Annotated in this window: 18 protein-coding genes; 8 read left to right on the top strand and 10 right to left on the bottom strand. The window is 30.1% G+C overall.

The genetic code is table 11. The features are described from left to right. Positions 1 to 45 precede the first annotated feature (45 nt). From AQ1685_RS16975 to trkA, 4 genes are all read right to left on the bottom strand, one after another. Complete coding sequence (locus AQ1685_RS16975) at positions 46 to 1,149, bottom strand: ABC transporter substrate-binding protein (RefSeq protein WP_095074102.1); 1,104 nt, start codon at positions 1,147 to 1,149, stop codon at positions 46 to 48. Positions 1,150 to 1,204: 55 nt separating this feature from the next. Beyond that, complete coding sequence (locus AQ1685_RS16970) at positions 1,205 to 1,726, bottom strand: phage tail protein (RefSeq protein WP_095074100.1); 522 nt, start codon at positions 1,724 to 1,726, stop codon at positions 1,205 to 1,207. Between the two features lie 244 nt (positions 1,727 to 1,970). Continuing rightward, entirely contained in the window at positions 1,971 to 3,473 is a 1,503-nt protein-coding gene (locus AQ1685_RS16965; protein WP_095074098.1) for a TrkH family potassium uptake protein, read from the bottom strand. A 2-nt stretch (positions 3,474 to 3,475) separates the two neighbouring features. Then, positions 3,476 to 4,822: a Trk system potassium transporter TrkA gene (gene trkA, locus AQ1685_RS16960; protein ID WP_095074096.1), complete on the bottom strand. Its 1,347-nt coding sequence runs from the start codon at positions 4,820 to 4,822 to the stop codon at positions 3,476 to 3,478. Between the two features lie 325 nt (positions 4,823 to 5,147). Between trkA and AQ1685_RS16955 the strand changes: the two genes are divergently transcribed. The 4 genes from AQ1685_RS16955 (at position 5,148) to AQ1685_RS16940 (ending at position 9,026) form a co-directional block, all read left to right on the top strand. Continuing rightward, positions 5,148 to 5,963 (top strand): hypothetical protein, encoded by an 816-nt coding sequence (locus AQ1685_RS16955; protein WP_095074094.1) that lies wholly within the window; start codon positions 5,148 to 5,150, stop codon positions 5,961 to 5,963. A 73-nt stretch (positions 5,964 to 6,036) separates the two neighbouring features. Beyond that, positions 6,037 to 6,723, top strand: coding sequence for a RadC family protein (gene radC, locus AQ1685_RS16950; protein WP_095074092.1), 687 nt, complete (start codon positions 6,037 to 6,039; stop codon positions 6,721 to 6,723). Positions 6,724 to 6,816: 93 nt separating this feature from the next. Then, complete coding sequence (locus AQ1685_RS16945) at positions 6,817 to 8,124, top strand: polysaccharide deacetylase family protein (protein WP_095075104.1); 1,308 nt, start codon at positions 6,817 to 6,819, stop codon at positions 8,122 to 8,124. Beyond that, on the top strand, positions 8,121 to 9,026 hold the full coding sequence (locus tag AQ1685_RS16940) for a hypothetical protein (RefSeq protein ID WP_095074090.1): 906 nt from the start codon (positions 8,121 to 8,123) through the stop codon (positions 9,024 to 9,026). Before AQ1685_RS16945 ends, AQ1685_RS16940 begins: the two co-directional genes overlap by 4 nt. Here AQ1685_RS16940 and AQ1685_RS16935 read toward each other — a convergent pair. Beyond that, the gene (locus AQ1685_RS16935; protein ID WP_095074088.1) at positions 9,016 to 10,284 is read right to left on the bottom strand and encodes an MATE family efflux transporter; all 1,269 of its coding nucleotides are present in this window, start codon (positions 10,282 to 10,284) and stop codon (positions 9,016 to 9,018) included. The genes AQ1685_RS16940 and AQ1685_RS16935 overlap by 11 nt on opposite strands. Next, positions 10,281 to 11,399 (bottom strand): glycosyltransferase family 4 protein, encoded by a 1,119-nt coding sequence (locus tag AQ1685_RS16930; protein ID WP_157730267.1) that lies wholly within the window; start codon positions 11,397 to 11,399, stop codon positions 10,281 to 10,283. The genes AQ1685_RS16935 and AQ1685_RS16930 overlap by 4 nt, the downstream gene beginning before the upstream one ends. A 237-nt stretch (positions 11,400 to 11,636) precedes the next feature. Between AQ1685_RS16930 and AQ1685_RS16925 the strand changes: the two genes are divergently transcribed. From AQ1685_RS16925 to AQ1685_RS16910, 4 genes are all read left to right on the top strand, one after another. Continuing rightward, positions 11,637 to 14,849, top strand: a complete 3,213-nt coding sequence (locus tag AQ1685_RS16925) for an RHS repeat domain-containing protein (protein WP_157730266.1) — start codon at positions 11,637 to 11,639, stop codon at positions 14,847 to 14,849. A 7-nt stretch (positions 14,850 to 14,856) separates the two neighbouring features. Continuing rightward, the gene (locus AQ1685_RS16920; protein WP_095074081.1) at positions 14,857 to 18,531 is read left to right on the top strand and encodes a DUF6443 domain-containing protein; all 3,675 of its coding nucleotides are present in this window, start codon (positions 14,857 to 14,859) and stop codon (positions 18,529 to 18,531) included. An 11-nt stretch (positions 18,532 to 18,542) separates the two neighbouring features. Then, positions 18,543 to 18,926 (top strand): hypothetical protein, encoded by a 384-nt coding sequence (locus AQ1685_RS16915; RefSeq protein ID WP_095074079.1) that lies wholly within the window; start codon positions 18,543 to 18,545, stop codon positions 18,924 to 18,926. Positions 18,927 to 19,777: 851 nt separating this feature from the next. Continuing rightward, positions 19,778 to 20,233, top strand: coding sequence for a hypothetical protein (locus AQ1685_RS16910; RefSeq protein WP_095074077.1), 456 nt, complete (start codon positions 19,778 to 19,780; stop codon positions 20,231 to 20,233). A gap of 320 nt (positions 20,234 to 20,553) precedes the next feature. Here the strand turns inward: AQ1685_RS16910 and AQ1685_RS16905 are convergent, their stop codons facing one another. The 4 genes from AQ1685_RS16905 to AQ1685_RS16890 all read right to left on the bottom strand — a co-directional run bounded on the left by AQ1685_RS16905 (position 20,554) and on the right by AQ1685_RS16890 (position 23,377). Next, positions 20,554 to 21,453, bottom strand: a complete 900-nt coding sequence (locus AQ1685_RS16905; RefSeq protein ID WP_095074075.1) for a hypothetical protein — start codon at positions 21,451 to 21,453, stop codon at positions 20,554 to 20,556. 56 nt (positions 21,454 to 21,509) lie between these two features. Next, positions 21,510 to 22,124 carry a CDP-alcohol phosphatidyltransferase family protein gene (locus AQ1685_RS16900; RefSeq protein WP_095074073.1) on the bottom strand — a complete coding sequence of 205 codons (615 nt, stop codon included), beginning with the start codon at positions 22,122 to 22,124 and terminating at the stop codon, positions 21,510 to 21,512. Between the two features lie 9 nt (positions 22,125 to 22,133). Next, a complete protein-coding gene (locus AQ1685_RS16895) occupies positions 22,134 to 22,751 on the bottom strand; it encodes an LA_2272 family surface repeat-containing protein (RefSeq protein ID WP_095074071.1) in 618 nt (205 codons plus the stop codon). A gap of 173 nt (positions 22,752 to 22,924) precedes the next feature. After that, positions 22,925 to 23,377 (bottom strand): hypothetical protein, encoded by a 453-nt coding sequence (locus AQ1685_RS16890; RefSeq protein ID WP_095074069.1) that lies wholly within the window; start codon positions 23,375 to 23,377, stop codon positions 22,925 to 22,927. Between the last annotated feature and the right edge of the window lie 37 nt (positions 23,378 to 23,414).

The following is a 23,414-nucleotide window of genomic DNA, read 5'->3' as shown; positions in this document are numbered from 1 at the left end:
TCAAATACAAAATTTTAGATGCTAAATATAATTTGCTAGTTAACTTTAATGACATAAATATGCGTTACTCCATCCTGAAACTTTTGGCAGCATTGCAAAAAAATGATTATCTGATTTTTTATCTTGATTTAATTTTTTTTCTAAAGAAATTTTATAATTATCATTTTCATAATTTAGATTCCATAGGTAATGATCAAAATCTGTTCTCGATGTATCTCTATTGAATTTAAGTAATCCTCTAGGGCCTTTTAAATTTATATCTGAATTAAGACTATCTTTTAAAAAATCTTGTATTAATATGCTATTTTCGAAACCAAGTAAAGAGAAAATAGATGGTTTATTATCAAACTTGTTTAAGTAGTTTTTTGTGAATGATTTGTTCTCTTTATTGTTTAATTCAGGAAACCATGAAGAAACACATTTAACACCGTCAAATATCTTTGGAGATTTCTGTAATACTTTTTCGTCAATCGAAAAAGGATTCATATACATTGGTATATCTTTGCTGGTAACCTTATTTTGCCTAAGAAAATCAGCATGTTCTTGAGCAAAAACTCCATTGTGAGAGCAAAAAATAGCATCAGGTTTAGCTTCTTTTATAAAACTTAGCATAAGTTCAGCTTCATTTTTTCTAGGGTATAAAGGAGTAATAAAATGTCCAGCAAATTCAAGTTTTTCTTCTTTTTTAAAAGCAGTTTCTAATATCCTATGGAATGCATAACCAGCATCATTGTAGCATGTCGATATACCTATTTTTTCGAATTTTTCTTCAGTAAAGAGATTTCCGAGTAAATAAGTTGATTTGTTTAATTGAAATGAATTGCAATAGATGTTAGACCATTTATTCAAATTTAATGGAGTAGAAGCCCCTAAGTTTGAAAATATCATAACTTCATCTAAATTACTAACAAATTCGCAAATGTCATCTAGGTCCTTATGACCTAAAATCCCTGTTAGTATTGATATGTTTTCTTGGTAAACTAATTTTTGTATTGCATTTTTAATGACTTCTTTATTCTCTCCAAAACCAATACCTTCTACCTTTATTTCAAAATCTTTTGGTAAGTTTAATGTTAACCCAGCTATAAACTCTTTAGATAATTTTGGGTATGCTTTAGAACTAGGTAAAAGAACGCCTATTTTTTTCATTTTGATTACGTATTAAATTAAATAAAAGAAGAGAGTTTTTACACTCTCTATTTTTTTAGCTTCTTGAAGGAAAGATACCAACTAGAGCTATACATACATACATACCTAAAAAAGGAGATCTTTTTAAAATAGAACTTCCAGAACCAGTATTTCCTGTATTTGAAGGTTTTAAATAGCTGTTAGGTGAAGCTGCCGCATTAAATGAAGCTGTTCCTGAGTTACCAATAACAGCATTATTAGGATCATCAGTTTCACCGCCATCTTCATTGACAGGAATTAATTGTGTATGATGATGTGGTGGTAGTTGATTTGTTAAAATGTTAAAGCTTTCTGAACCACCTCTTTCTCCCCAAGTAATAGTAGAAAGCCCTGGGCCACGACCAATTCCAACTATACTACGCCCTCTTAGATCAGGTAGTCCAAAAGTTGTTCTTCCGTCACCGCCATACGTAGTTCCAAGTAAAGAAAATAGTGCAGTATTACTGGCAATAGCTAATAGCTGTCCTTCGCAAGTTGACCAACCTCGTGGTGCAAAATTAAATCCGAATGTTTGAATTTGTCCTAAAAATGGATCCATAATTATAAAATTTAGTAGTTAATATTCTTGTTTGAATTTTACTTTTAAGTGTGAGATTTAAAAAAAGTAAAAGATTTCCCCAAGCCAAATTTAGTTGGATATGAATGGTTTAACTCTGAATTTTACCTAAGTGTATTTTATTCGGATATAGGAGTGTAGAAAAAAGGCATGAGTGTATAAAAGTGTTTATACATCATTTTTGATCAAAAAATCCACTAATCAATTATTATAAATATCAGGAAAATTAGTTCTTTTTCCAGAAGAAAGGAGTAAATAAAATAAGTACTGTAAATAACTCCAAACGCCCAATTAACATTAAGAATGAACAAAATAATTTAGCACCTGTAGAAAGGTGAGAGAAATTATCAACTGGACTAACACTTCCTATAGCTGGACCAATATTTCCTAATGAAGAAGCACAAGCGCCAAGTGCAGACTTTATATCTAAGCCTAACATTGCTAAAACTACAGTTCCTACTATAAAGATTAACATATAAAGGATAAAGAAAGAAATAATATTAAAAACTATAGTTTGTTTTACTGCTTTCCCATCATAACGAACAGGTATAATTGCATTTGGATGTAACGACTTTTTGAACTCTAAAAAACTATTTTTTAACATTACGATATGGCGAACAACTTTTACACCACCAGATGTAGAGCCTGCAGATCCTCCTACAAAGAACAAAGCAAAAAATATAGCTGTTACAAAATAGCTCCACATAGTAAAATCTGCTGTAACAAAACCGGTTGTCGTTACCACTGAGATTACAGAGAACAAAGCATGGCGAAATGAGCTTTCCACACGACCAAAAACCATAGGGTGTTCTATAGATGTTTTTAAAGTATCATCTTGAAAAAAGATAATAGATAATGTAACTAGAGTAGTCACTAGAAAAATACCTAAACCATAGTATTTAAATTCTTCACTTTGAATTACTTTTTTGAATTTACCTTTTAAAGCAAAATAAGTTAACACAAAGTTTGTCCCCGCAATAAACATGAATAAAATTATAATATACTGAATTAAAGGCATTCCATTCCAGTATGCAACACTTGCATTTTTAGTAGAAAAACCTCCTGTACTAACAGTGGCCATAGCATGATTTATAGCGTCGTACCAAGTCATACCAGCAACCTTTAATAGTAAAAATTGAGCAATAGTTAAACCTACATAAATTAACCACAAACGTTTAGCAGTATCTGTAATTCTAGGATGCAATTTATCTGCAGAAGGACCAGGTGCTTCTGCTAAAAACAGCTGCATACCACCGATACCTAATAAAGGTAAAATTGCAATAGTAAGAACTATAATTCCCATACCACCAATCCAGTGTGTAGCACTTCGCCAAAAAAGTATTCCTTTAGGCATGCTTTCTATATCTGTTAAAATAGAGGAACCAGTTGTAGAGTATCCAGATATAGTTTCAAATAATGCATTAGGAATAGACGGTATACTGCCTGTTAGTAAATAAGGTAACATACCCGTTAAAGTAAGTGTAACCCATCCTAAAGTAACTATAAGATATCCTTCTTTTTTAAGTAAATTGTTATTTGTGGGTTTATTAAAGAAATAAAGGAGTAAACCTAAAGATATTGTAATAATTCCTGAGTTTAAAATTCCTAATACTACATCTGTTTCTTCAAAATAGAAACTAAAAGGAATTGCTAACCACATAAAAAAACCATTAAGCACTGCGGTTATTCCTAAAAATCTAAAGATTAATTTAAGGTTTAAGTTTTCCATTATTAGTTAAATAAATCCTCGACAGTAGAGATGGCTTCTGGTAAACAGAAAACTATAGCATGGTCACCTGCTTCTATTTGCATATCACCAAAAGACATTAGAGCTTTTCCATTTCTTATAATTCCTCCAAAAACAGCTTCACGAGGGAAACGTAGTTCTTTAATAGGCTTTTCAGTTACTTTAGCACCATTTTGAACTTCAAATTCAAAAACTTCAGCATCAATATTATGAAGGTTTGCTAACGCTAAAATTTCTCCTTTTCTAATATGTCTAAAAATATTACTAGCAGCAATTAATTTTTTATTAATAAGTGTATCTATCCCTATAGTTTGAGAAATATTGATATAATCCATATTTTCTACTAAAGCTACAGTTTTTCTAACACCTTTAGATTTTGCAACTAAACAAGACATGATATTCGTTTCAGAGTCACCTGTAACTGCTATAAACGCATCCATATCTCTAATGTTTTCTTCTTCTAGCAACTCTAGCTCTCTACCATCACCATTAATAACTAGGGTAGTTCTTAAATCTTCAGCAAGTGTTAAAGCTTTATCTCTATCTTTTTCAACTAATTTTACCTTAAAATTATCTTTACAAAGATTTCTTGCCGTTTTTTTACCGATACTACTACCACCAAGTATCATTACATTTTTAATGTCTAAATGCTCTTTTCCAATAATAGGGTATAATTTTTCTATGCTATAGTTAGGAACAGAAAAATATACTTGGTCATTCATCTTGTACTCAGTATCCCCTCTAGGGATAATTGTTTGAGCAATACCTTCTCTTTTAATTGCAATGGTAATAAAATCAACCATGTTGAATTTCTCCTTGGCTTCTTTTACAGAAAGGTTTACAATAGGTGATTTATAACCTAAAGTAGTTCCCATGACATTAAATAAGCCATTCTCAAAAGCAACAGTATCATTGAAAGAAGATTGATGTAATAAAAGTTTAATTTCTTCAGCGGCTAATTCTTCTGGAGAAATCATAAAGTCAACACCAAAATCTTGAAAGTTTATAGCTTCACTATTTAAAAATTCAGGATTTTTTATTCTAGCAATTGTTTTGTTCACTCCTAAAGCTTTACCAATTACAGAAATAGTAAAGTTTGTGTTTTGATTCTCAGTAACTGCCAATAGTAAATCAGCGTTTCCAATACCTATTTCTTTTAAAAGTTTTATAGAAGTTGCATCTCCTTTTTTTGTGATAACATCTAAGTGATTATTGATATAATTCAGCTTATCGCCATCTAAATCGACAATATAAGTATCCTGAGATTCGTATGATAGGAGTTTAGCCAGATGAAATCCAACATCACCAGCTCCGGCTATTATAATTTTCATATTAAAAATTAATGTATAGGCCACAAAGATACATTTTTAACATTAAAAAACTAGATGATTTACTTAAAACTGGAAAATAAAATGAAGAAAAAAGCAGCGAATTAATACATTAAAATCTTACGAAATCGAAATAATTCTAACTCTTTTTACAGGAGTTTTTACACATTTATTTATCAGGTTTTTTCTCTATAAATATCAGTGCTTACGCTTTATAAAGTTCTTTAAGAAGCAATTAAGTTTGTAACTGTAAAATGCATGCAAAATTACAAATGGTGGAATCTGAAAAACCTTCAAAAGAGTAAGAATTTATATTAAATCAATAATAATGAAAACTATTTTTAAACTTAAACAATTTGTAATTTTATTCGTTCTTGTATTTGCGAGTTGCCAGCAAGAACAGTTAGTCACAGAAGAGACTATTAATTCAGAAAACTCAAACGATCTACTTGCAAAGGAAAACACAGAAGAGATTGTTAAAGTTCAGCATAATTATGATTACAGAGGAAAGAAATTCTCTGTTGTTTACGTATTAAATACTATTGAGGAAGAAGTATTAGAGGTAGCTGGAGATGTTGAGTTAGCTAAAGAGATTTTTGGTAGAGAAGACGCTCCTCAAAATTTACTTTTTAAAGCTCCAGAGAAAGGAGATTTACAAAATACTATTGAAGTAAAAGTGTTTGATACTACAGAAGAAGTTGATGAATTTTCTAAAACAGTAGCCAAAGGTTTTTCTGCTAATGTAGAAGCAGAAGAAGTTAAAGGAAGATTTGTAGCTAAAAAAGATTGTTTTGATTCTAGTGTTTATGGTAATGGAAACTTTTATTTCTATTATCATAGTTTTTATAATGCTGAAATGACTGGTATTAGAAGAACTAATAGAAGATACTATCAAGATTGGTCTTTAGGAGGATATAACGATCAAATGACTTCTTTAATTGCTACAAAACCTTATGGTACACATTCTTATGTAAGATTATTCCAACATAGCTGTTACAGAGGTAGAACATTAAGTTTTTATGCGCCAACGTATTATACAGCAATGGGAGTGCCTAATTTAAGCTATTATACATTATCAGGATGGTGGTTCTGGAGAAAATCATGGAATGATAAAGTTTCTTCATACAAAGTGTGGAATTGGTAGTATTCTTCACTAAAAATCTATAAGGAAGTCAATTATTGACTTCCTTTTTTTATTTTTGATCCTAAAATTGAAAATGAAAAAGTTAAGTATAAAGTCTTGGGCTATTGATGATAGACCAAGAGAAAAATTGTTGCACAATGGAAAAACTATAGTCACCAATGCAGAATTAATTGCGATTCTGATAAGTTCTGGTAATAGAAATGAAAGTGCTGTAGAATTATCCAAACGCATTTTAGCCTCAGTAAATAATAGTTTAAATGACTTATCGAAGCTTTCCATACAAGAATTAATGAAATTTAAAGGTATTGGAGAAGCAAAAGCCGTTAGCATTATCACAGCTCTCGAATTAGGCAAAAGACGTCATTTTGAAGAAGGTAAAATTGTTCACAAGATTAAATCATCAAAAGATGTTTTTAATTTTATGCAACCCATTGTTGGAGATTTACCGCACGAAGAGTTTTGGGTATTGTATTTAAATAATTCAAATACAATTTTAGATAAATATCAAACAAGTAAAGGAGGGTTAGTAAGTGCTTTAGTCGATGTTCGGTTAATTTATAAGAAAGCTTTAGAATTAGGAGCAATTGGTATTGTTTTAATTCACAATCACCCTTCTGGTAAACTATCACCAAGTACATCAGATATTCAGCTTACAGAAAAGATAAAAAAAGCAGGTAAGGCTTTAGATATAAAAGTTCTCGATCATTTAATTATAACTGAAAAAGCTTACTTTAGCTTTGCAGACGAGGGAATACTGTAATGGCAAACAAATACAAATTGTTATTTAACAATAAAAGTTTTGGTTTGCTGAGTGATATATGTTTGCTGATGATTGATAATTGAAAACAGAGACTTGATACTAGTTTACACACATAAAGTTACCCCAAGAGTACGCTATATATTTAAACATATTTTTACGCGTACTTTACAAATAGAAGTCGATTTTACCTCTAAAGTAGAAGACTTTGTTGCTTTTGCTGGTCCTAAAATGTCCTACACTAAAGTACCTTTAGGAAATGAGTTTTTTATAAAAAGTACTAACTTATTATTTGAACAGGGCGTAAGTGATGTACAAATAGATGTTTCTGTTTGGGAAGATGTTCCTTGTTTCTTTTTTCAAGGTCAGAAATCAACCATACCATTTGATGTCTTTTCGGCAAGTTTTTTCTTGATTACAAGATATGAAGAGTACTTACCACATATTAAAGATCAATACGGTCGTTTTCCCGCAAACCAAAGTTTAGCCTTTCAAAATGGATTTCTAGAAAAACCAGTGATAGATATTTGGGCGTATAAACTTTTAGATAAAATTAAAGAACGATTTCCAGATTACGAGTATAAAGAAAGAACATACCAATACATATCTACAATAGATGTTGATCATGCTTATGCTTACAAATACAAAAGTTCAATTAGAGCCATAGGCGGTTTTCTAAAAGATATTTATAAACTTAATTTTTTACATGCAATAGATCGTATAGCTGTACGATTTAATCTACGTAAAGATCCTTACAATACTTTTGAGGAAATCATTTCTCTAAAGAAAAAATATCAAGTTAGAACAATTTTCTTTTTTTTAATTGGAGATTATTCCACTTATGATACTAACGTTTCTGCGTCAAAAAATAAATTTCGATTATTGATAAAAGATATGGTAGATTATGCAAGGGTTGGATTACATCCTTCATTTTATACCATGAATGATGTTGAAAAATTGAAAACAGAGAAAGAACGTTTAGAAGGTATTACTAATATGCCAATTTTTAGATCGAGACAGCATTATCTTCGATTCGCTTTACCAGATACGTTTCAGAAATTAATTGATTTAGAGATTCATGAAGATTATTCTATGGGATACGCAAGTCATGTTGGGTTTCGAGCAAGTACATGCACACCTTTTTATTTTTATGATTTAGATTTTGAAATTCAAACACCATTGCGAATTTTTCCTTTTGCACTAATGGATACAACATTAAATGATTACATGAAACTTACACCTAAACAATCTTTAGGAAAAATTAATGATTTAAATAATGAAGTAAAAAAAGTAAAAGGAACCTTTATTACATTATTTCATAACGAAAGTTTAAGTGGTTACATGCGTTGGAAAGGTTGGGGAAGAGTATATGAATCTATGTTGAAAATTATTACAAATTCATGATTAAATTAATATCTAGAAAAGATCTAGAGGTACAGAAATACAATAATTGTGTTGAAGCGTCAATACAATCAAATGTATTTGGTTTTTCATGGTATTTAGATCAAGTTGCTGAAAAATGGAGTGTTTTAGTTTTAAATGATTACGAAGCTGTAATGCCAATTCCTTGGAGAAGAAAGTTATTTGTAAAATATGTTTATCAACCTTTTTGGACAATTCAACTAGGTATTTTTTCTAAGGAAATTGAAGACGAGAATGAATTTTTAATAGAATTGTTTTCAGAGTTTAAATATGTGAGCATTCGTATGAATATTAAAAACTCACTAAGTATGTTTCAAGATTATGGACTTCAAAAAGAATTGCAAGTAATTCCTTTTACAAAAGAATATGCTAAAATTTTAAACAGCTATAATAGAAATAGGAAAAGAGAGTTGAAAAAAGCTAAGCAAGCCGATTTAACTGAGAAATGGGATGATTCCCCAAAAGTATTAATAGAACTATTTCAATCGAATGTAGGAAAGCGCGTACAAAAAATTAAAGATCAAGATTACTTGAAACTTTACAAATTAATGAATGTATGTATTGAAAAAAAAGTAGGAGAGTTGTTAACTGTTTATGATGAAAATAATCAATTAATATCAGGAGCTTTTTTCTTGAAGTACAAAGGAAGAGTAACAGAATTGGTTTGTTCGTCAGATTTCAACAACAGAAATAACGGAGCCAATACATTTATGAATGATAGAGCAATATTTAAATACGAACGTAATTTCGATCTGTTTGATTTTGGTGGCTCTTCTATGGAAAATATCGCAAAATATTACCATAGTTTTGGAGCTGAAGATCAATATTATTATCAGTTACACTATAACAAATTACCTTTTTTATTGCGCTTATTTAAGAAATAGAACTCTTTCTTTTATAGTATATTAAGAAGAAGATAAAAGAAGCAATTCCTGTAAACCATTGCAAACTTGCAGAAGTGATAGCAGCACCTTTAATTCCATATTCGGGAATTAATTTTTGATTAGCAAAGTAATTTATAAGTAGGGCAGCCAATGTAATGTAGAAGTTAACTTGTACTAAACCTAACGAAGAAAGTAAATTTCCAAATAATCCTCTCAAGATTAAAATTCCACAAATCCCTATGTTAAGAATTAAAAAACTTTCTTTGTAATCAACAAAAGATGTATCCAATAGATTCAAGAAAAAGTCATCAAAAGCATAAAAAAAAGAAATATAGATTATGCTAATTACTAAGAACAGCTTACAATAATTTATACAGTAGTTTTTTATAAAAGTAGTGTTATTAATCTTCTCAGTTAATGTAACAAAATCAGTAGTTATAAAAGCTCTTGGTAAGAATAAAATACTAAACGGTAATAATGAAATATACCTATAAACTGTAACTTTTTCTGGCTCTTGTAAAATATTTCCTATCAGAAGAATATCAATAGCAAAGAGTAATATAGTTGCAACATTTGAAAGTCCGCCAAATACACCATATTTCCAAAAACGGATATCGATAATATTTAATTTAGGGCGTGTTAATAACTGTAAAACGCCTTTAAATTCTTTGAAATAAAAAGCGACACAAATAGAGGGAGATAACAACAGCGCGATGATATATCCAATTTCTTGAAACGTAAAACTTAAAATAGTAACAAGAGTTACCATAATAAGCGAATATGAAATATCTATAAAAGCATGTTTTTTGTTTTTGTGAAGTAATCGAGTTTTTATTTTTAAAATTTCAAACAAGAAAAAAGGGACAAATATTAATGAGAAAATAGCTAAATACCTTCCTGAGTTATCTATTGAAAAATCGAAACTAAATCCAAATATAGCAACAAAAAAGCTCATGATTAGAGATATTAAAACTCCTCTTTTTAAAACATAAAACAGTAGTTGTTCTTTATCTTTTTTGGATTTTAATAAAGCTCCGTATCGAATGTAACTTTGGTGTAAACCTAAGCCAACTAAAGGCAGAATAAATGTTATAATATTCCAAGCATAAAGAACTTCTCCTAAAGCTTTTTTAGAAATTAATTGTAAAGCAATCCAAGAGGTAACAAAAGATAAACCTCTTGCAATTATTGTTGCGCCTAAAACAAAACCTCCTGATCGGTTAAAAAAATCTTTTATGTAATTGATAAACTTTTTCAAGATATACAGGTTTTGTAAAGTTCAGAAAAGCGTTTGCCAATGGTTTCATAATTGAAGTTTTGTTTTGTGTAGTTGTGCAAAACAGTACTGTCGATTTTTTCTTTGTTATGGTAAATATCAACTAATGCTTTAACCAGTTGATTTTCATTTTTTGACTCAATTAAAATTCCATGATCTTTCGGGAAAAATTCAGAAACACCTCCAACATTTGTGCTAATTACAGGTGTTCCACAAGCAAAACTTTCTAAAATCACACAAGGTTGATTTTCATAATTGCTAAAAAGCACAAAAACATCAGCCTGTTGCATTTGTCTTTTAACTTCTTCATGTGATACATGATCTATAAATGTAATGCGGTCAGTAATTTTTAATTCATTAGAAATCAGTTGATATTGATCAGAATTTTCTCCAACTAAAACAAGCTCAAACGGAATTTTTTGTAGCTCAAAATTTTTAATAGCTTGAATAATTCCTGAAACATTTTTATGAGAATCTACCATATTAGAAATATGGAGTATTGTGTATTTCTTGTCGGATTTTATAGTTGGTTTAAAAATATTGGTGTTTACTACATTAGGAATAACAGTATAATTTCCCTTTAAACCTAATTGCTCCATAGATGATTGAAGGTCTTTGGAAACCGGACAAATATATTGCGCTTGTTTAGCGATTATTTTAGAAAGCTTTAAAGTCGTGTGAGAAATTTTTTCAGATAAAGGTTTATGATAACCTGTCCAATGTTCTGAAACAATAAACTTCTTCTTCTTAAACCATTTTAAATACAGAGCTAACATTCCAAAAGGAAATAATTCATTTAAATGTACAATGTCAAAATTGCCAATCTTTTGGAGTAGTAACCTAAAAGCTTGATAAAAACGAAAAGCTTTTACTATTTTATTTTTTGAAGGTTTTATGTAGGCTATATGAACATTTTTGCTACTAACAATTTCTATATTCTTTTTACAATTTGAATCTGTTATGATATGTATTACAGAAACGTTGTGATACAATTGAACAGCTTTTGCATGTCGCTCAATGAAATCACCATTATTGGGTAATACCCGAGATGGGAACCATCCACAAAGAAATAATATATGTTGTTTTTTAGAATTCAAAATAATATCGGGTCTAAAATAACTAATAAAGGCTTTGTTAACATAACGCCTTTGATATAAAGTTTCGTTTTTTAGTTTTTAATACAGTATCAACTTTAGTATAAGACTAAATAAGCTGCTTTTATCTAAGTTATTTAATTAGCACTCAGACATTTTTCTCAAATTCAAATAAATACATTAATTTTGTGCAAAAGAAAAAATTGTATTGAATAACTAATTGCTAAAAGCCATCTATTTATGAGAAAATTATCATTCAGTATTTTTATGCTGTTATCTTTCGTGTTTTGCTATGGTCAAGGATCAGCTCCTGAGTTACCAACAATAATACAACCTAGTCCAGAGGCTAGAAAAATGATAGAATATGGAAATATTCCTGTTAATTATAATACGGGTATTCCTAGTGTAGAAGTTCCTATTCATTCTCTAGCTGTTGAAGGGAGTAGTTTTCCAATAGCTTTATCTTATCATGGAGGAGCTGTTCGTGTTGGAGATGTCGATGGAATGTTAGGGTTAAAATGGACGCTTACTAATGGAGGGGGAAGAATCAGTAGAAGTGTAAGAGGAAGACCAGATGAAGATAATCTTTATAATAATTCAGGTTGGTTAAAGTCAGGAGTAAATGTTGATAATCTTGATATTACTCAACTTTCTTTAGATGAGAAAACTCAGATTAAAGATGGATGTTGGGATTTACAACCAGATATATTTAATATTATGCTTCCAAATGGAAGATCTTTAGAGTTTATGTTCAAAAAGACTGGAGAGATTTTAATGATACCTTTATCTAAGGATATTAAAGTTGAGTATACTGCTAATTTAGCTTCCTGGACAGTTACAGATAATCAAGGAACGAGGTATTATTTCGCTACACCAGAGACCACAAAATCTAGTTCTTCTTGCTCCGCGTGGCAACCTATTTGTAATCCAGTAGGCTATAATTTTCCTACATCTTGGATGTTAGATAAAGTGATTTTTCCTAATGGGAATGAAGTAACATATACTTATGCTAATGAAAATTATATAGAAAAATCATGGAGCAACTTTAAATTAAGAAAAAATCAAAGTCTACTAGGTGGAATTAACAATCCTGCTACTTGGAATAATGCTATAAATACTATTTGTGGAACAAGTACTCATTATGCAAGAAAAAGATTAACTCGTGTTACATACAAGAAAACCAGAATTGATTATAGTTATTCTCTTAAGAATTCCAGCAAACCCTCAGATGGTTCCAAATTAGATCAAATATATATTACATATAATGGTCAGCACGTTAAAAAAGTTAGGTTATCATATTATATTAACGCCCAAGAGCGTATGTTTTTAGAACATGTGAAAGAAGTCTCTAAAACAAATGAAGAGTTGTTAATTAGTAGTTTTGAATATCATCAAAAAGAGTATTTTCCACATAGAAATAGTGTTGCTATTGATCATTTTGGATATTACAATGGAAGTACTTCTGCAGGAGCATATAGTTCTCAAAGGTTAGCACCAGACGACGATTTTTATTTTAGTGGAGGCATGGGGACCTATGGTGTAAACAGAAAGTTAAATGCATCTAGAATTACTTATGGAAGTCTAGTAAAACAAATTTATCCAACTAAAGGTTATACTGTTTTTGAATATGAACCTAATGAAGTTTATAGATCTGTTTCACCTGCTAGTAGGGAAGTGAAAATAAACTCAATACCAAGTGATATAACTGGCTGGAAGGATTATTATAGTGATTATTTTACACTTCCTACGACTAAAACTTTTACTTTTTCAAGTATTAACATTAGTAACTTCGATAATCTGTCTACATATGCAAATTGGACAAAACCAATCCTACAATTAATTAGTAGTGATGGTCAAGTACATTATACTAAGAGTAATTTTAAACTTGGAGAAAATGTTTCAAGTCCTATTCAGATTAATAATTTACCTAATAAGGAATTTCGGGTAAAGTTAAGGATATATAATACACCAACAGTTTCTTTAGGTGTTTTTGTTAAAGGTCACTATAGACCTGGACCCCAAGAACAAAATATTTATTTTGGAGGCTTGCGTATAAAGTCAGTTACAAATTACGATAGTAATGGAGTTAAAGCCAGAAAAAAAATATATGATTATAGTGAATTTAATAAGCCGAATGTATCTAGTGGAGATAGTTCTGCATCACTTTCATCATATTATAACCTTGTTAAGGAACCAGTTATAGAGGTTAATTCTATAGGAGTCTCTTTTGTTGCTCGTTATAATCATTTTGATGAAATTACTTCTGTAAATCCTGTTCAAGTAGATTATGTAAATAACACTCCTGTGTATTATAGAAATGTCAAGGAAACTTTTGAAAACGCTAATAATTCTTATCATATCAAAAGGACTTATAAAAATTATGGCGTAAACTTTAAAAGTAGCTTAATTACACTTGAAGGTTTTGGGTATAGTATTCCATTACAAACACCTTCCACTTTTGAAGGTTATGCTAATGGTGTACTTCAAATTGTAGAAACATTAGATACGAAAGGAAAAGTGGTTTCTAAAACTGTTTATGAAAAAGCATTTAAAAATTCTGATGGTATAGATACTCAAGTTATTCAGTGTGTTAAATATAGTCTAAATACCGATACACATTGTGTCAAACAAGAATATCCAACTATTTCACGCTGGTTTGTAGATACTAAAACTACTGAAACTAGATATGATACTAACGGAGCAACAACCACAGTAACACAGTTGGCTTATGATAATCCATCTCATAAACAATTAACTAGACAGTTAGTAACTAATAGTAAAGGAGAAACGATAATCTCTACAACAAAGTATGCTCACGATGTTAATGACAGTCGCTTAATTACTGAAAACCGTGTTGCAGAGCCCTTAGAGGTAGAAACTAAAAAAGTGATAGGTGGTACTACTGTTGTTTTAAGTAAGCAAAAAACAATTTATGATGATGATCATAATATTTCAGGGATATATCTTCCTAAAAATATAAGAGCAAGTAAAGGAACTCAAGCTTTAGAGGACCGAGTTGTATATCACAGTTATGACACGAAAGGAAACCCAACAGAAGTAAGTAAAAAAGACGGTACTCATATTGTTTATATTTGGGGTTATCGTCAAACACAGCCGATTGCTAAAATAGAAGGAGTAGATCTATCTGCTCTTTCAGAAACAACAATGGCAAATCTTCAAGACTTGTCAGATTCAGATGATGATCGAACTTTAGGTTACCAAGGAAAAGAAGGAGATTTACGAGAAGCTTTAGATGCTTTACGTAGTTTACCAGAATTATCAAAAGCTCAAATTACCACATACACTTACGATCCATTAATAGGAATCACAAGTATTACAGATCCTAGAGGCTATGTTATGTATTATGAATACGATAATTTTAATCGATTAAAATTAATAAAAGATGCCTCAGGAAATTTGATACAAGAAACAAAATACAACTACAAAAACTAATATTGCTATGAGAAAGATAATATATATGTTTTTATTGTTTTTACCATTATTGGTAAAAGCTCAGACACAAGTTCCAGACAACAGAGTAGAACGAGATTTAGAGATAAGTAGTGCTAATGGTCCTACAGTTTTAACAGCGACCAATAGCATTGTTTTACGTCCTACAACATGGATTAAGCCAGGTTCTAATTTTACAATGCGTATTGTAGCAGATGCCTATTTGCCATTATCATTAAGTAACGAGAATTACATACTCACCAGAGCATTTCAAACACCAACACAAACAGGTGTTGTTTCTAGTAATAACGATGTAATAGAATCGGTTACTTATTTTGACGGACTGGGTCGAGCTAAACAAAGTGTTGGTATAAAGCAATCTCCAGGTAAAAAAGATATTGTAACGTTTATAGGATACGATGATCTAGGCAGACAAACTCACGAATATCTTCCTTATACTGCCAATACGAGTAATGGTAGTTTTCATTCAGGAGCAAAAACAGCAACACAGCAATATTACCAATCAAACTATGCAGACGACTTTCCTGGTATTACTGATGTAGAAAGTATTAATGCTTTTTCCCAAAAGAGTTTAGAAGCTTCACCTTTAAATCGAGTTTTAAGTCAAGCAGCCCCAGGAAGTGCATGGAAAAAAGGTGCTGGTCATGAAATAGATTTTACTTATGATACTAATACAACAGGAGAAGTAAAATTATTTCGAGTAGCTTTAAATATTGGCGCAAATGAAAAAGTTTATGAGCCTAGTATAATTGGAAATGGAAGTGCTGTTTATGGAGTAGGAGAATTGTATAAAACAATTACTAAAGATGAAAACCACGACGGTACAGCAAGTAAATTACATACCACAGAAGAATTTAAAAACAAAGAAGGACAAGTTATTTTAAAACGTACTTATGCTTTGGTTAGCTCAACAGAAGAAGCTCATGATACGTATTATGTTTACGATGATTTTGGAAATTTAACTTATGTGTTTCCACCAAAAGTAAATGTTAATGATGGAGTTTCTTTAGTAGAATTATCAGAGCTAAGCTATCAATACAAATACGATTACAGAAATCGTTTGGTAGAGAAGAAAATACCAGGTAAAGATTGGGAATATATCGTTTATGATATTTTAGATCGTCCAGTACTAACTCAAGACGCAAACTTGCGTTCACAAAATAAATGGTTATTTACCAAATACGATCATTTAGGAAGAGTTGTATATACAGGTATATACACTCACAATACAGAATTAGATCAAGCTGCTATGCAGCTTAAATTTAAAGAAGATAATAATCTAGCTTCAGAACAATATGAAGATAAACTAGATACAGCAGGATCAAAAAGTATTTATTATTCGAATAGAAACTTTCCATTATCAAACATAGAAGTACTAACTGTAAACTATTACGACAATTATACTTTCGATGTAGCAGGTGCTTCAACGAGTAAAAGTTTATACAAAGGAACAGGAACTACAACAGCTCAAACCAAAGGTTTAGCTACAGGAACCAAAGTAAAAGTGTTAAGTACTAGTAGTTGGATTACAACAGTTACGTTATACGATGATAAAGCACGACCAGTGTATGTATATTCTCAAAACGATTACTTAAAAACTACAGATATTGTAGAAAGTAAATTAGATTTTGTAGGTAAAGTAGAAGAGACCAAAACGACACATACCAAAGCCGGAAAATCACCTATTGTAACGGTAGACACCTTTAGTTACGATCATGCAGCCAGATTATTAAGTCAAGAACAAAAAATAAACAATCAAGCAACAGAAACCATTGTAACAAACAATTACGATGATTTAGGACAATTAGTATCTAAAGAAATAGGGGGAGGTCTACAAAAAGTAGATTACGATTATAATGTACGCGGATGGTTAACTAAGATTAATGAAGATACAGATAATGACAACGATTTATTTAACTTTGAGATACGATATAACAATCCAACTAGTGGAACAGCATTATTTAATGGAAACATAGCGCAAACCAGCTGGCAAACTAAAAATATAGATAATAGTAAAAAGATCTATAATTATTCTTATGATGCTCTAAACAGAATCATTTCAGCTACAATGCCTACAACTTCTAATTATAATTTAGATGAAGTAGGGTATGATAAAAACGGAAATATTATATTTTTATCAAGAAATGGTCATAGTAATATTGAGGCTACATCTTTTGATACACTGGATGAATTAATGTATACTTACGATGTTGGTAATAAATTGAAAAGTGTAACTGATGTAAGTGAAAACCATTTTGGTTTCAAAGATGGAAATCTTACAGGTAACGACTATACTTATGACGATAACGGAAACATGATTTCTGATAAAAACAAAGGAATTACTAGTATTAAATATAACCATTTAAATCTACCAACTAAAGTTACTATTGGAGGTAAGAATATCGATTATATTTATGATGCGGCTGGTATGAAGTTAAAAAAAATCGTAGAAAATAATACTACAGATTACGCTGGTAACTATATTTATGAAAATGGGGTATTACAATTCTTTAACCACCCTGAAGGTTATGTAAAAGCAGATGTCACATCAAGCGGAGTCGAGATGGATTACGTATACCAATACAAAGATCATTTAGGGAATGTTCGCTTATCATATACCGACAATAACAAAGATGGTAACATTACCCAAAATGAAATTATAGAAGAATCTAATTATTATCCATTTGGTTTGAAACATAAAGGGTATAATAATGTTGTATCTTCTCTTGGAAGTTCTATTGCTCAGAGATTTGGATATAACGGAAAAGAGCAACAGTTTGGTACCGATTGGCACGACTTTGGTGCTAGAAATTATGATGCTGCCTTAGGTAGATGGATGAATTTAGATCCAAAGGCAGAAGAAATGAGAAGATGGTCTCCTTATAATGTTTCTTTTAATAATCCATTAAGATTTATAGATCCAGATGGTATGAAACCAGAGGATATAATTATTCTTTTTTATACTAAAGGAAATAATAAGGTTTTTGGAGGAGGAGATCAATCTTTTAAAGCAGCTGCGGAAACTAGAAAAAATGATATAGAAAATAAAAAGAGTTTTAATAAAGAAAAAGATATAGTTTTAATAAGAGAAATTAAAGATATTAGCGATATTAAAAAAGTAGTTGGAAGTATTGTTTCTGAATATAGTAACAAATATGGAAAAACATCTGAAGTAGGTATTTGGTCACATTCTGGTCCTTTAGAAGGACCTATGGGAACGGAAAAAACCTCAAAAAATAGAGCAGATAAATATCAAATGACTATGGAAGGATGGGGAGATATTGATTTTAACTGGAAAAATGACGGAGCAAGCTGTAATCTTTATGGTTGTAATACAGGTAGGAAGAGTTATGAGGAAAATTCATTTGCTGAAAATTTGTCAGGACTAGGTAATTTTAAAGATGTTCAAGTTAGTGGTCAATCTTCGACCTCTTATCCTTCATTTAAGCCTTATATAAGAAGCACTAATTTGGGAAGAGGTAGTGGTTCTGAATCAGTCAGAAATTTTTCATTTTCAATTGGCAGAACATATATGGTAGGTGGATCTGAAGGACAAGGGAGTAGAGCTCTAGGAGTATCATTATCAAGTTTTCCAAAAGCAAAACCATTTAATACATATAAGAATAGTAAATTAATAACAACAAGTTATTCACCAAATCAATAATTGATATAAAAATGAAAGTAAGATATAAAGCTTTAGTACTATACCTAATTTTTGTAGTATTTTCTTCATGTAAGAAAAATGAAGTTAGAGTTATCTCAGAAAGCGGGATTGATGTAAATGATTTCAGAATTGAGTTAAAGATAGATGTAGAAGGAAAAGGATATAAAAGTTTTATTGTTTATGATGAAGAAGGTATTAAAGAGGTACCTGAAGGATATATGAAAAATTATTGGGATGTTTATTTAAGGGATAGTTTGGTTTTATCCTTTACTCATTATAAAGGAAATAAAAATTATAAGCATAACTATATGTTTAACTTTGGATTGAAAAATGATACATTATTATATACAATTGATATACAAGGTAAGAATAAACTGTTGTTGAGTAATAGATGATTTTTATGTATAACGAGTTCTAGTAATGATTTCTCGGTTCCTGAATGATTGTATCATATGGTTAAGTAAGAGTAAGATCCCCGCTAGTGCTCGAATCCTTTCGAGTGCCAAGGAATAGTAAGCAAGAACAATAATTAAATATAACAGCCACAATATTTTTAAAAGTGTTGTGGTTTTTGTTTTTAGATACGGGTAACTTTTAATTGCATAGAACAACTAGATATAAGAAGAAGTTGATGTTTTTACCATCAAATTTCAATAGTAACTATAGGAGCAGTACAATAAGTAGATACGCACCCCGCTAGCGCCCGAATTCTTTCGGGTGCTAATCATGAGTATGTAATAACAATAATTAAATATACTAACTATAGCATTTTTACAAGTGTTGTGGTTTATTATTATTTCAGGTTTTATATCTTTATGTTTTAATTTATGTGATTATATCACTCGATAGGAATCGAGCGCTAGCAAGGTAAATTACAAATTAATGATTCTTTAAAAAAAGATGTACATAAGATAGATAGTGATTTAGAGGGAATAATTAATATTCTGAATAAAAACTTAGAATCTAATTTAGATTTCTTTTGTTTAAAATATTAACTAGATAGCTCAGATGGCAGTGTCCCCCCCCCCCCGCTAGCCCCCATCTGGCGCCAGAATCATTTCGGGTGCCAAAAAAGAGTATGCAATAACAATAATTAAATATACTAACTACAGCATTTTTATAAGTGTTGTGGTTTTTTGTTATTTCAGATTTTATATCTTAATGTTTTAATCTATGTTGTTATCTCACTCGATAGGAATCGAGCGCTAGCAAAAGAGTTTTGTTAAACTACCAAAAAATAATTGATATGAAATCATTAATAGTATTGTTAGTCATATTCTTTTCATTTACATCTCAAAAGTGTTCTTCACAAGAACAAGAAAATTTAAAAATAAGATTTATTAAAAAATTTATAGAGACTAATAAAAATGATAAACTTTATTTTAATAGTGAAGAGTTGTTTTTTATGGGGTATGATCAAAATTTTGAATATGAGAGTTTTAAAGTGATTTTTTTGGATTCTGAAAAACTTAATGAATTAATTAAAAACAAGAAAAAGTTATATGTATTTTCAATGTCTGAACCATATATAAAAGAGGGGAAAATTAAAGTTTTTTTTGACTATTTGATCGCTTCTAAAAAGCCCGATAATGAATTAGACTTAGTATCTCTTCATAATATGAATGCAATATATTGTATGATTTTTGATTGTAAATTAAATAAATATATTATAGAATGGTGTGGAACACCCCTCGCAGATTAATATTTAGCTTTAGCGTAATGGTAATATTAAAAGCCCCGCTCCCACACGAATCCCCCGGCTAGCGCTCCAATCCTTTCGGGTGCAAGCAAGAGTAAGCAAGAACAATAATTAAATATAATAACCACAATATTTATCAGAAATATTGTGGTTATTTAATAATATACTTTTTCCGTAAACTAAAATCGTTTTCCTATTGAAATTTCGATTCTTGGGTAAAACTTGGAAAAATATGTGTTACAATTATTCCACAAGAAAATGAAATAAGAATATATTTTATTGTTTAGAATTTCCATTTAGCAATTCTTTTAAGCAATTTTCCCTTATTTATTTGTACTGGTTTTAATTTTCATGACTTCTTCTAAAAGAGGAGGTAAGCCACTTTTTCGAATAGCATCATTGTTCCAAAAACTCAATACACAGCTTACATAGTGGTTTCTTACTTTACAAGCGACATAATACACATTTAAGGTCTTAGCTCCAGACAAGCTAATGAGAAATGAAGTTCCTCCTTTGGTAACATATTCAATTTTAGTAGCCTTTGTAGTTACACCTTCAAATTCTATAGAAACTTGTTCTTCAGATTTCAAACGGATGTCACTTTTAAGTTTTGTTATAGTAAGTTGGTAATGTAAGGCTTGTTGTGCACTTTTTAAGTTTTCGTGAACCGACCAATTCATTTGTCCATAACCAGGACATTGAACATTATTAATATCCATCCAGTTGCAAGAACTTCCGAGTTTAATAAATCGACCAACAAAATCAATCATAGTTATTTTCGGTTCAGCAAAACAGCGTTTAGGAATTTTATTATGTAGTGCCAGATTAATAAATTCTCTTTCAAGTATTCGATCTTTTTTATAGCTATTAAAGTAAATAACCGAAATTCCTTTTTTAGGATTCTCTATGAAGTAAATTGCACTATATTGATTATATTCTTCATTTATTTTTGTTTTAGTTGTTACTAATACATGTTTGTATGGTAATAAGCTGTCTTTTGTTTTAACTTCTTTTCTTTTGATACGATATTTTCTGTACGCTTTTCTTAATCCTCTTTTATCAAAACTATAATTAAAGTTTTGCTTGGTAATTCTAATCCCTTCAATATCATAAAAAGTAAGATCATTATTTTCAATTGCTTGAAGACGATCAAAAACAATTTTCTTTTGAGCAAAAGAATACGTTAAAATGGAAGTAAATATGATTAATAATTTAAGTTTCATTTTTTCAATTAAGATTTATTATTTGAATTTTTACTGTTATGAATAACTACTGAGTCTTAAGAAACTTCATCATTAAGAAGTGTATTACGTTTAAATGTTATTCCTTTTCGAATCAAATATGCATGATATGAACTAGGAATATCATGATGCCATTTAGGAAGTATGAGAATGATTAAAATAACATCTATGTGTGAAATTAATCCCATAACAATAGCTAGTTTAAATGGAAATCCAGCATGATTAAATCCAATTAAGCTAGTAAATGCAATTAATAATGTAATTCCCCAGAGTTTTGATAAGAAGGCGTGTGTGCAAGTTTCTTTTCCAAATTTTAAAATACTTATTACATAGCAGGATACTTCCATACCAAGTATTATCCATACGGCATAAATATTTTCTGAAATTATATTAGGATAAAGTAACCAAGTTGCTAAACCAATGGAAAGCCAAAAAACCAAATCTGTTTGACTATCAAATCGTCTTAATTTCTCTGATGAGACACCTAGTTTTCTAGCAACAATACCATCTAAAATATCAGAAAGTAGTCCAAGGTACATGAAGAGTATAATGTAAAGTTTTGCATTAATTCCAAAACAATAAGCCAAGCCTACGATTAAGGGAGCTAATCCTAATCGAAATATAATTAAAGAAATAGGTATAAGATTTTTCATGATTTTTAATTAAAAATTCCAGTTAATAAAAGGCATGTTTCTCTTTGAGTTCTTATTCCAAAGACCGATTTGTAATCCTTTAAGATTCTCACATTCATTCACGAGTCCTATTTGTATTCCACGACACTTTTTACTTCTATTTCTAAGAATTCCTAAGCTTATACCACTTATTTTGTAATGCATGTTTACTAATCCAACAGACATACCGTTGGTCACCGTTCCTCTACTTCCAGAGACATTAATTTCTAAACCATTAATTTTACTAATGTTGGGATCAAACAGCGTGAGATTAATACCATTAATAATATTATCGTATTTAAAATCATAAGTCAAATCATCTCCTGTAGCTTCCATGAAAGGAGCATGAATAATGGTTAAAAATGGCATGAACATAGAAAATGGCTCTACACTTAATCGAATACCATTTACATTAGTATGTTGTTTTTCAAAAGCTAAAAAAGAGTAGCTAATTCCTAAGCCATTAATAGTTTCGTAGCTAGATGATGGAGTAAGACCTATGAAATAAGTGTTATCTGTTACTTGTGCGTTTGATTTTAAGAATAACAAAACATGTAATAGAATTACAATTGGTAAACTATGAATGAAAAATTTTGATTTTTTTTTCATGATTTTAAAAGATTAAAAAGTTTCTTCAAAAGTATTTTCAAGCAGAAGTAATGATGTCCAAAATTCTATGTTATCCTTAAAACAGGAAAGATTTGCTAGTTTCAGGACAAATAAAAACAGCTTCTAATTTGTATTAAAAGCTGTTTCTTATGGTTGAAATATAAAAGGATATATCAAAAGAGTTTTACCAATTGATCTCTTTGTCGTCGGTATTTACGTCTTCCTATCCAAAAGGGAATTGATATACCTCCGTAAACAATGGCGGATGTAAAATAAACTCCTTTACCTAGATCAGAAAAAATAGAATTATCATCTTTTGAAGTGAGACCGCCTATTAATGAAACTAATGAAAACCCAGAAAAAATATAGGCAAAAATTTCATTAGAACGCTGTCTCTTATCATACTGTAGAATTAAATTTAATTTTAAAAGATCTTCTTGACTTTCGAAGTCAATACTTTTATAATCGACACCTAAAAATTGTAATTTATTCTTAGATCTTTGCGTAAAAGTAGCATTTACTAAAGAAGAAGTATCTTCAATTTGAGATTGAGAATAACTAGTGAAAGTGAAGCATATCATCACTAAAATAACATAGGTTTTAAAGAGAATTGTAATACGTTTCATTATAGTTTTTTTTAAAATTAGAAAGCTTCGACAAAAC

It is taken from the genome of Tenacibaculum jejuense (genome assembly GCF_900198195.1).
Lineage (GTDB): Bacteria > Bacteroidota > Bacteroidia > Flavobacteriales > Flavobacteriaceae > Polaribacter > Polaribacter jejuensis.
This window is presented reverse-complemented; position numbering and strand designations above follow the sequence as displayed.

What these genes read in the sequence shown, in the direction of transcription:
- AQ1685_RS16975 (WP_095074102.1), bottom strand. Translation starts at nt 1,149, where the DNA reads ATGAAAAAAATAGGCGTTCTTTTACCTAGTTCTAAAGCATACCCAAAA.
- AQ1685_RS16970 (WP_095074100.1), bottom strand. Translation starts at nt 1,726, where the DNA reads ATGGATCCATTTTTAGGACAAATTCAAACATTCGGATTTAATTTTGCA.
- AQ1685_RS16965 (WP_095074098.1), bottom strand. Translation starts at nt 3,473, where the DNA reads ATGGAAAACTTAAACCTTAAATTAATCTTTAGATTTTTAGGAATAACC.
- trkA (WP_095074096.1), bottom strand. Translation starts at nt 4,822, where the DNA reads ATGAAAATTATAATAGCCGGAGCTGGTGATGTTGGATTTCATCTGGCT.
- AQ1685_RS16955 (WP_095074094.1), top strand. Translation starts at nt 5,148, where the DNA reads ATGAAAACTATTTTTAAACTTAAACAATTTGTAATTTTATTCGTTCTT.
- radC (WP_095074092.1), top strand. Translation starts at nt 6,037, where the DNA reads ATGAAAAAGTTAAGTATAAAGTCTTGGGCTATTGATGATAGACCAAGA.
- AQ1685_RS16940 (WP_095074090.1), top strand. Translation starts at nt 8,121, where the DNA reads ATGATTAAATTAATATCTAGAAAAGATCTAGAGGTACAGAAATACAAT.
- AQ1685_RS16925 (WP_157730266.1), top strand. Translation starts at nt 11,637, where the DNA reads ATGAGAAAATTATCATTCAGTATTTTTATGCTGTTATCTTTCGTGTTT.
- AQ1685_RS16920 (WP_095074081.1), top strand. Translation starts at nt 14,857, where the DNA reads ATGAGAAAGATAATATATATGTTTTTATTGTTTTTACCATTATTGGTA.
- AQ1685_RS16915 (WP_095074079.1), top strand. Translation starts at nt 18,543, where the DNA reads ATGAAAGTAAGATATAAAGCTTTAGTACTATACCTAATTTTTGTAGTA.
- AQ1685_RS16910 (WP_095074077.1), top strand. Translation starts at nt 19,778, where the DNA reads ATGAAATCATTAATAGTATTGTTAGTCATATTCTTTTCATTTACATCT.
- AQ1685_RS16905 (WP_095074075.1), bottom strand. Translation starts at nt 21,453, where the DNA reads ATGAAACTTAAATTATTAATCATATTTACTTCCATTTTAACGTATTCT.
- AQ1685_RS16900 (WP_095074073.1), bottom strand. Translation starts at nt 22,124, where the DNA reads ATGAAAAATCTTATACCTATTTCTTTAATTATATTTCGATTAGGATTA.
- AQ1685_RS16895 (WP_095074071.1), bottom strand. Translation starts at nt 22,751, where the DNA reads ATGAAAAAAAAATCAAAATTTTTCATTCATAGTTTACCAATTGTAATT.
- AQ1685_RS16890 (WP_095074069.1), bottom strand. Translation starts at nt 23,377, where the DNA reads ATGAAACGTATTACAATTCTCTTTAAAACCTATGTTATTTTAGTGATG.